The sequence below is a fragment of the Amycolatopsis bullii genome, assembly GCF_014654205.1.
Classification (GTDB): domain Bacteria; phylum Actinomycetota; class Actinomycetes; order Mycobacteriales; family Pseudonocardiaceae; genus Amycolatopsis; species Amycolatopsis plumensis.
The window spans coordinates 78,852-86,161 of sequence record NZ_BNAW01000039.1 but is presented as its reverse complement, the minus strand read 5'-3'; the positions used below and the strand labels follow the sequence as shown (position 1 = coordinate 86,161).

The window sequence follows — 7,310 nt, the reverse complement described above, 5'->3', positions numbered from 1 at the left end:
GGCTGCTGCCCCGGCGCACCGAACCGGCTCGGCGGGCCGCCTTGCCCCGGCAGCGGCCGCACTCCCGGCGGCGGCAGCGGCCGCGCTCCCGGTGGCGGCACCGGCCGCCGCGGGTCGTGCGGACCAGGACCAACCCCGGGACCCTGCGGGCCGTGCGTCATCGAGTGGAACCCCCCGTGCGTTTTCCCCGTCGGAAGCGGCGTACCTGCGGTGATCGCGCCGTTCCGGGCGTCAGCATAGATCGAGTGCTCTAGGGTGTGGTGCTGTGTCGATGAAATGGGGGGCCGCCGCCGCGGTCGCCGTCGCGGCCGTGCTGGGCGCCGCCGGGCCGGCCGCCGCGCAGGGGCCGTCGGCCGGGCCCGTCCTGCCGAACCTGCCCGACGACCAGTCCAAGAAACCCCAGCTGCTCACCGGGCAGGGCGTCCGGCCGCCCGAGGGGGCCACCGCCGACGTCGCCCTCAAGGTCCTGCGCGACGGCAGCCTCTCCGTCACCGAGCACGTCACCGTCCCCGGCGGCCAGCAGCTCGTCTCGCGCGTCCCCCTCAAGGTCCCGGCGAGCGACGACCAGGACCGCGTCTTCGCCGTCCGCGACGTCCACGCCGAAGGCGCCACGGCCGAGCTCACCGGCGACCAGCTCGTCCTCACCTTCCCCGCCGGCGCCGGCAGCGCCACGTTCACCGTCGACGGCGCCATCGCCGACCAGAACGGCCGCCAGCAGGCCCGCTGGCAGGTCGCGAGCGGCTTCGACCGCCCGCTGGCCAAGCTCACGGCCTCGCTGCTCGCCCCGAGCACCCAGCTGTCCCCTGTGGACTGTTTCGCCGGCCCGGTCGGCTCGAGCCAGCGCTGCACCCTCGCCGAGCTCGACCACACCGGCGTCGTGCGCCTCGAGCAGAACGACGTCCGCCCCGGCGACCGCGTCGACCTCCTCGTCGGCCTGCCCGCGGGCACCACCCCGGCGAACGCCAAGTTCGCCGCCGTCGGCCTGTTCGCCACTGCCTTCGCCCTGACGCCGCTCACCGGGATCGCCTTCGCCGTCCTGTTCGCCTTCCTCGTCGCCGCCGCCCTTTTCGTCTGGCGCCGCCGCAGGCAGGACGCCGGGGCACTGCACACCGCCACCGGTCCGGTCGAGGTCCTCCTGCGCGACGGCGGCCGCGTCTTCTTCGCCAGCCCCGACGGCGTGCTGCCCGGCCAGGTCGGCACGGTCGTCGACGAGACCGTCGACGTCGTCGACATCAGCGCCACCGTCGTCGACCTCGCCGTCCGCAACTACCTGTGGCTGGCCGAAGTCCCGGGCCCCGACTGGCAGATCGCCCGCCGCAACCCGCCGGACGAGCACCTCCACGACTTCGAGCGCGCCGTCTGCGAAACGCTGCTGCCGCCGGGCACCGACAGCGTGCTCGTGTCGCAGCTGCGCGCCCGCGGCGGGCTCGACCTGCGCCGGATCAGCGACGCGATGTACGCCGACGTCGTCAGCAAGCGCTGGTTCTCCCGCCGCCCGGACACCGCCCGCGGCCGGCTGACCTGGCTCGGTGCCGGGATTTTCACGCTCGGCCTGGTCGCCACCGCCGTGCTCACCTTCACCGCGGGGTACGCGCTGCTCGGCGTCGCCGTGGCGCTGGCCGGGCTCGCCGTCGTCGCGGTGGCCGCGCTGCTGCCGTCCCGCACCGCCCGCGGCCGGGCGCTGGTGGGCCAGGTCCGTGGCCTGCTCGGCTACCTGCACACCGCGAAGGCCGAGGACATCCCGCCCGCCGACCGCGAACTCGTGTTCTCCCGCTCGCTGCCGTACGCGGTCGTCCTGGGCGACACGGAACGCTGGCTCGGCGCCTTCGCCGCGCTCAACCCGTCGGCCGACGGCTCGGCCGGGCTGTACTGGTACGGCGGCATGGAGGCCGAATCCGACCTGCGCCGGTTCGGCGCACACTTCCCGTCCTTCCTGACCGCGCTCGACGGCGTCCTCACCGCCGCCGCGGCCCGCTGACCGTGCTCGCCGGGGCAGTCCTGGCGCTCGCACTGGCCGCCGGCCCCGCGGACCAGCCGCCGCTGCCCACCGTGCCCCAGAGCGCCGAGATCCAGCTCAAGGTCCAGCGCGACGGCTCGCTGTCGGTCGTCGAAGCGATCTCGGTCCCCGACGGCGCCGCCATGGACCGCCGGGTCGCCCTGCGGGTCCCGGCGCCCCACCACCGCGACCGCGTCTACGGCGTCCGCGACGTCGTCCTCGAAGGCAACGGGACGGCGAGCGTGGACCACGACGTGTTCACCGTCCACCTCACCCCCGGCACGTCGATCGTCCGGTACACAGTGGACGGTGCGGTGGCCGGCGACCGGGTCACCTGGGAGCTGGCCGGCGGCTGGACCGCCGAGCTGAAGTTCCTCCGCGCCTCCTTCGCCGCGCCGAAGATTCCGACCGCCGTCGACTGCCTCGTCGGCGACCTCCCCTGCGCGGCCGCGCAGATCGACCACGCCGGGCTGACCCGGTTCGGCCAGCAGAACCTCGCCGCGGGGCAGCGGATGACGGCGACCGTCGAGCTGCCCGCGGGCACGGTCCCCGCCAACGAGGTCCTGGTCCCGGCGAAGACGATCGCCGGCGCCTTCGTGCTCACCGCCCCGGTCGCCTGGGCCTGGGCGGCCTTCGGCGCCCTCCTGCTGCTCCTGACGGCCTGGGTCCTCTTCGCCCGCAGGGGGCACTTTCACGTGAAAGTGCCCCCAGGTCGTCACTTTCCCGTGAAGGCGACGGGGGAGTTCGCGTCGCCGGAAGGGGTGCTGCCGGGTCACACCGGCCTCCTCCTGCACGGGCGGGCCGGGCCGCTCGACCTGGCCGCGACCGTGCTGGACCTCGCCGTCCGCAACTACCTCTGGGTGAGCGACGGCCCCACGCTGGCCCGGCGCAACCCGCCCGACGAGCACCTGACCGCCTTCGAACGTGCGGTGTACGAGGCCGTCGTGCCGGACGAGCCGGTGACCCTCGCCGCACTGCGGCAGCGGCACGTCGAGGTCCCCCGCACCGAGCTGGCCGCCGACGTCGCCCGGCGCGGCTGGCTCGCGACGCGGCGGCTCCGCCGGGCCGGGATCCGGATCTTCTGCTACGGCGTGTTCCTCACCGTCCTGCTGGCCTTGACCGTCGGCTACGCCCAGCTCGGCGTCATCCTCGCGCTGGCCGGGGTCGCCACCGCCGTGACGTCGGCGGCCCTGCCCGCGCGCCGCCGAGCGGGCGACGACGTCGCACGCCGGCTCCTCGGCATCGCCGAGATCCGGGTCAAGGACCTGGACAAGCCGCAGCGCGAGCTGGTCTTCTCCCGCGGCCTGCCGTACGCGCTCGCTCTGGGCGAACTGGGCCCCTGGGTGGCCGCGTTCGACGCCCTCAAGCACCCGCCGCCGGTCTACTGGCACGCCGGCGAAATCACCCCTGACCAGGCCGGATCCTTCGCGACGGCACTCGCGGGCACGTTCGCCGCCGCCCGCCGCGCCCACCTCCAGGACCTCGTGAGCGGGAAACAGGGTCAGAACACTGTTTCCCACTCACGAGCCGGGACGCCGGGAACCGCGGGGTCGTCGTAGGGTGGGGCCATGGCCGATCCCGAGCTCGTCCGATACACCCTCGACAACGGTCTGCGCGTGGTTCTCGCCCCCGACGCGACCGCGCCGGTGGTCGGCGTCAGCGTGCACTACGACGTGGGTTTCCGCTCCGAGCCGGAGGGGCGCACCGGTTTCGCGCACCTCTTCGAGCACCTGATGTTCCAGGGCTCCGAGAGCCTGGAGAAACTCGCGCACTTCCGGCACGTGCAGTCCAGCGGCGGGACCTTCAACGGGTCCACCCACCCGGACTACACCGACTACTTCGAGGTGCTCCCGAGCGCCGCGCTCGAGCGGGCGCTGTTCCTCGAAGCCGACCGCATGCGCGCGCCCAAGCTGACGGCGGAGAACCTGGCGAACCAGATCGACGTCGTCAAGGAGGAGATCCGGCTCAACGTGCTGAACCGGCCGTACGGCGGGTTCCCGTGGATCACCCTGCCGCCGGTGCTGTACTCGACGTTCCCCAACGCGCACAACGGCTACGGCGGCTTCGAGGACCTCGAGAGCGCCACGGTCGACGACTGCGCGGCCTTCTTCGACACCTACTACTCGCCGGCGAACGCCGTGCTCACGGTGGCGGGCGACTTCGAGGTCGACAACGCGAAGAAGCTGATCGAGGACCACTTCGGCGACGTCCCGCACCGGCCGGCGCCGCAGCGGCCGTCGTTCGCCGAGCCGCTCCCGACCACCGAGCTGCGCGGCGAGATCGAAGACGCGCACGCCCCGCTGCCCGCGCTCGGCATCGGCTACCGCATGCCGGACCCGATCAACGACGTCGACAGCTACCTGGCCTACCTCGTGCTGGCCGGCGTGCTCACCGACGGCGACGGCTCGCGCCTGCAGCAGCGGCTGGTGCACAAGGAGCCGCTGGTCGTCGACATCGGGGCCGGTGCCGGGCTGTTCGGCCCGTTCGAGGCCCGTGACCCGGACACGTTCACCATCACCCTGATCCACCCGCACGAGGTGCCCCGCGAGCGCGTGCTCGCCGCGCTCGACGACGAGCTCGAGAAGCTCGCCGAAACCCCGCCGAGCGAGGAAGAGCTGCGCAAGGTCACCGCCCGCTGGACGGCGAGCCTGCACTCGGAGCACGACAGGCTGGTCTCCCGGACCCTGGCCCTCGGCTCGTTCGAGCTGCTCTACGGCGACGCGTCGCTGGTGTACCGGCTCGCGGACCGGATGTCCGCCGTCACCGCGGAGGCCGTGTCGGCGGCGGCGAAGGCGCTGCGCCCGGACGCGCGCGCCGTGCTGGTGGTCAAGCCCGCTTCGGAAGGGAACAACGAGCAGTGACTTCAGCAACGCACCGCAGCGCGGAGGAGATCGGCCGCACCGCGCGGGGGCCGCGGCCGCTGCCGCCGCTCGGCGAGCAGCGGGCCGCCGCCGACCTGTCCCATGTGGACACCGTGTTGAGCAACGGCCTGCGCGTGCTGGCCGTGCGCAAGGCGACCGTGCCGATGGTCGAGGCGCGGCTGTGGATCCCGTTCGCGGGCGACGACGCGCTGCACCCGGCCACGGCCGAGGTGCTCGCCGAGACGATCCTGACCGGCACGGCCCGCCGCAACCGCATCGAGATCGACGCCGAGCTGGCCCTCATCGGCGGCGACATCGGCGCCGGCGTCGACCCGGAGCGCCTGGTGCTCACCGGGTCCGCGCTGGCCGACAAGCTGCCGACGTTCCTCGACGTCCTCGGCGACGTCCTCACCGGGGCGACCTACGCCGACGAGGAGATCGCGCGCGAGAAGGAGCGGCTCGTCGAGCGGATCGCCGTCTCGCGCACGCAGCCGCGCACGATCGCGCGGGAGGCGCTGCAGAAGCACCGCTACGGCGACCACCCGGCCACGCGCGAGGTCCCGCGCGCCGAAGACGTCGCGGTCGTGACACCCGAGCAGGTGCGGGCGCTGCACCAGGCGTCGGTGCTGCCGCGGGGGTCGGTCATGGTGCTGGTCGGCGACCTCGACCCGGCCGGCGTGGTCGGGGACCTCGAGAAGGTGCTCGGCGACTGGGCGTCGGACCGCTCCGCCGTCCGGCTGCCGCCGCTGCCGGACCTGACCGGGCCGAACGTCCTGCTGGTGCCGCGCGCGGGTGCGGTGCAGTCGCAGATCCGGCTGTCGGCGCAGACGATTCCGCGCACCGACCCGGGGTACGCGGCGCTGCAGCTGGCGAACCTGGCCTACGGCGGGTACTTCTCGTCGCGGCTGGTGGAGAACATCCGCGAGAACAAGGGGTACACGTACTCCGCGCACTCCGGCTTCGAGTTCACCGACGGCACGGCGGTGGTCAACGTCGACGCGGACACCGCGACCGACGCGACGGCCCCGGCGCTGCTGGAGACCCGCTACGAGCTGGGCCGCCTCGGCCAGGTCCCGCCGTCCGGCGACGAGCTGGAGTCGGTGCGGCAGTACGCGATCGGCTCGCTGCTGACCTCGACGTCGTCGCAGTCCGGGCTGGCCGGGCAGGTGCTGGCGCTGGCTTCGACCGGGCTGGGCCTGGAGTGGCTGAACGAGCACCCGGCGCGGGTGGCCGCGGTGACCGCTGACGAGGTGGCCGAGGCGGCGCTGAAGTACTTCGCGCCCAAGCGGTTCACCGGCGTGGTGGTCGGCGACGCGGCGGTGCTGGAGCGCAAGCTGCTGGCGCTCGGCGACGTCGTCGTGGGCGAGCCGGCCTGATGTCCGTCCCGTTCACCCTCGGTGCGCTGCCGACCCTGTCCCGGTCCACAGTGGACCGACAGGAGGACTTGCGCACCCACCCCGCGCGGCTGGTGTCGCGCTGGGCCGACGCCCGGGTCGTCCTCCTGGACGACGCCGGGCGCACCCCGGTCGCCGAGGGCGCCTCGGCACTGGCGTTCCGGAAGGCGATCGACTTCGGTGCGGCGCCGCCCGCGGACGCGGTGTTCCTCGGCGAGTGGCAGGACGTCGACTACTGGTCGCTGCCGGGCGGCCCATCGGGTTCGGCGGACACGGTCAAGATGGCGGGCAGCTGGGGTTTCGTGGAGGAGGTCCCCCGCGCGGACGGCGAGGTCTGGGTCGAGCTGCGCGGCTACGGAGACCTCCTCGACGACACGTCGGCCGGCCTGTTCACGACGGCCCAGGCGTTGCGCTTCTGGCGGCGTCAGGCGAAGTTCTGCACGCGGTGCGGAAGCGCGACGGAGCTGATCCAGTTCGGCTGGGCGAGCAAGTGCACGGGGTGTGGCCGCGAGGAGTACCCCCGCACGGACCCGGCGGTGATCTGCCTGGTCCACTCGCTGGAGGGAGTCAACGGGTCGCACGTCCTGCTGGCCCGCCAGCCGATCTGGCCGGCGGGGCGGTATTCGGTGCTGGCGGGGTTCGTCGAGGCGGGGGAGTCCCTCGAGGCGTGCGTGGTCCGGGAGATCCGCGAGGAGGTCGGCGCGGTCGTCTCGGACGTGCGGTACCTCGGGAGCCAGCCGTGGCCGTTCCCGCGGTCGATCATGCTGGGGTTCACGGCCCGGGCGGACCGGTCGCTGCCGCTGATACCGGCGGACGGGGAGATCGAAGAGGCGCTGTGGGTGTCGCGGGCGGAGGTGCGCGCGGCGTTCGAGAACAGCTCTCGCGCCGAGGGATCGAAGCCGACCCCGATCGCCGAGGGGGCGGCGGAGATCATCCTGCCGGGGAACTCGTCGATCGCCCGCGTGATGCTCAAGGCCTGGGCGGACGCGGAGGAGTAACCGCTCGCCACAGGTCGCAACGGCCCCGGCTTCCCGCCGGGGCCGTTCTCGTTGCCGGGAT

The 7,310-nt window shown here is 73.7% G+C and carries 5 protein-coding genes; all 5 read left to right on the top strand.

What is annotated here, in order from left to right; all coding sequences use genetic code 11:
* Positions 1–271: 271 nt before the first annotated feature.
* The 5 genes from IE317_RS32305 to nudC are packed head-to-tail and all read left to right on the top strand — an operon-like array spanning position 272 to position 7,249.
* Positions 272–1,978, top strand: a complete 1,707-nt coding sequence (locus tag IE317_RS32305) for a DUF2207 family protein (protein WP_191315156.1) — start codon at positions 272–274, stop codon at positions 1,976–1,978.
* A gap of 2 nt (positions 1,979–1,980) precedes the next feature.
* Positions 1,981–3,555 (top strand): DUF2207 domain-containing protein, encoded by a 1,575-nt coding sequence (locus IE317_RS32300; RefSeq protein WP_191315148.1) that lies wholly within the window; start codon positions 1,981–1,983, stop codon positions 3,553–3,555.
* A gap of 9 nt (positions 3,556–3,564) precedes the next feature.
* Positions 3,565–4,857 (top strand): M16 family metallopeptidase, encoded by a 1,293-nt coding sequence (locus tag IE317_RS32295; protein ID WP_191315147.1) that lies wholly within the window; start codon positions 3,565–3,567, stop codon positions 4,855–4,857.
* On the top strand, positions 4,854–6,233 hold the full coding sequence (locus IE317_RS32290) for a M16 family metallopeptidase (RefSeq protein WP_191315146.1): 1,380 nt from the start codon (positions 4,854–4,856) through the stop codon (positions 6,231–6,233). The genes IE317_RS32295 and IE317_RS32290 overlap by 4 nt, the downstream gene beginning before the upstream one ends.
* Positions 6,233–7,249, top strand: a complete 1,017-nt coding sequence (nudC, locus tag IE317_RS32285; protein ID WP_191315145.1) for an NAD(+) diphosphatase — start codon at positions 6,233–6,235, stop codon at positions 7,247–7,249. Before IE317_RS32290 ends, nudC begins: the two co-directional genes overlap by 1 nt.
* Positions 7,250–7,310 lie beyond the last annotated feature (61 nt).

Bases quoted from the DNA above. Each gene is read 5' to 3' on its own strand.
- IE317_RS32305 (WP_191315156.1), top strand. From the start codon at position 272: ATGAAATGGGGGGCCGCCGCCGCGGTCGCCGTCGCGGCCGTGCTGGGC.
- IE317_RS32295 (WP_191315147.1), top strand. From the start codon at position 3,565: ATGGCCGATCCCGAGCTCGTCCGATACACCCTCGACAACGGTCTGCGC.
- nudC (WP_191315145.1), top strand. From the start codon at position 6,233: ATGTCCGTCCCGTTCACCCTCGGTGCGCTGCCGACCCTGTCCCGGTCC.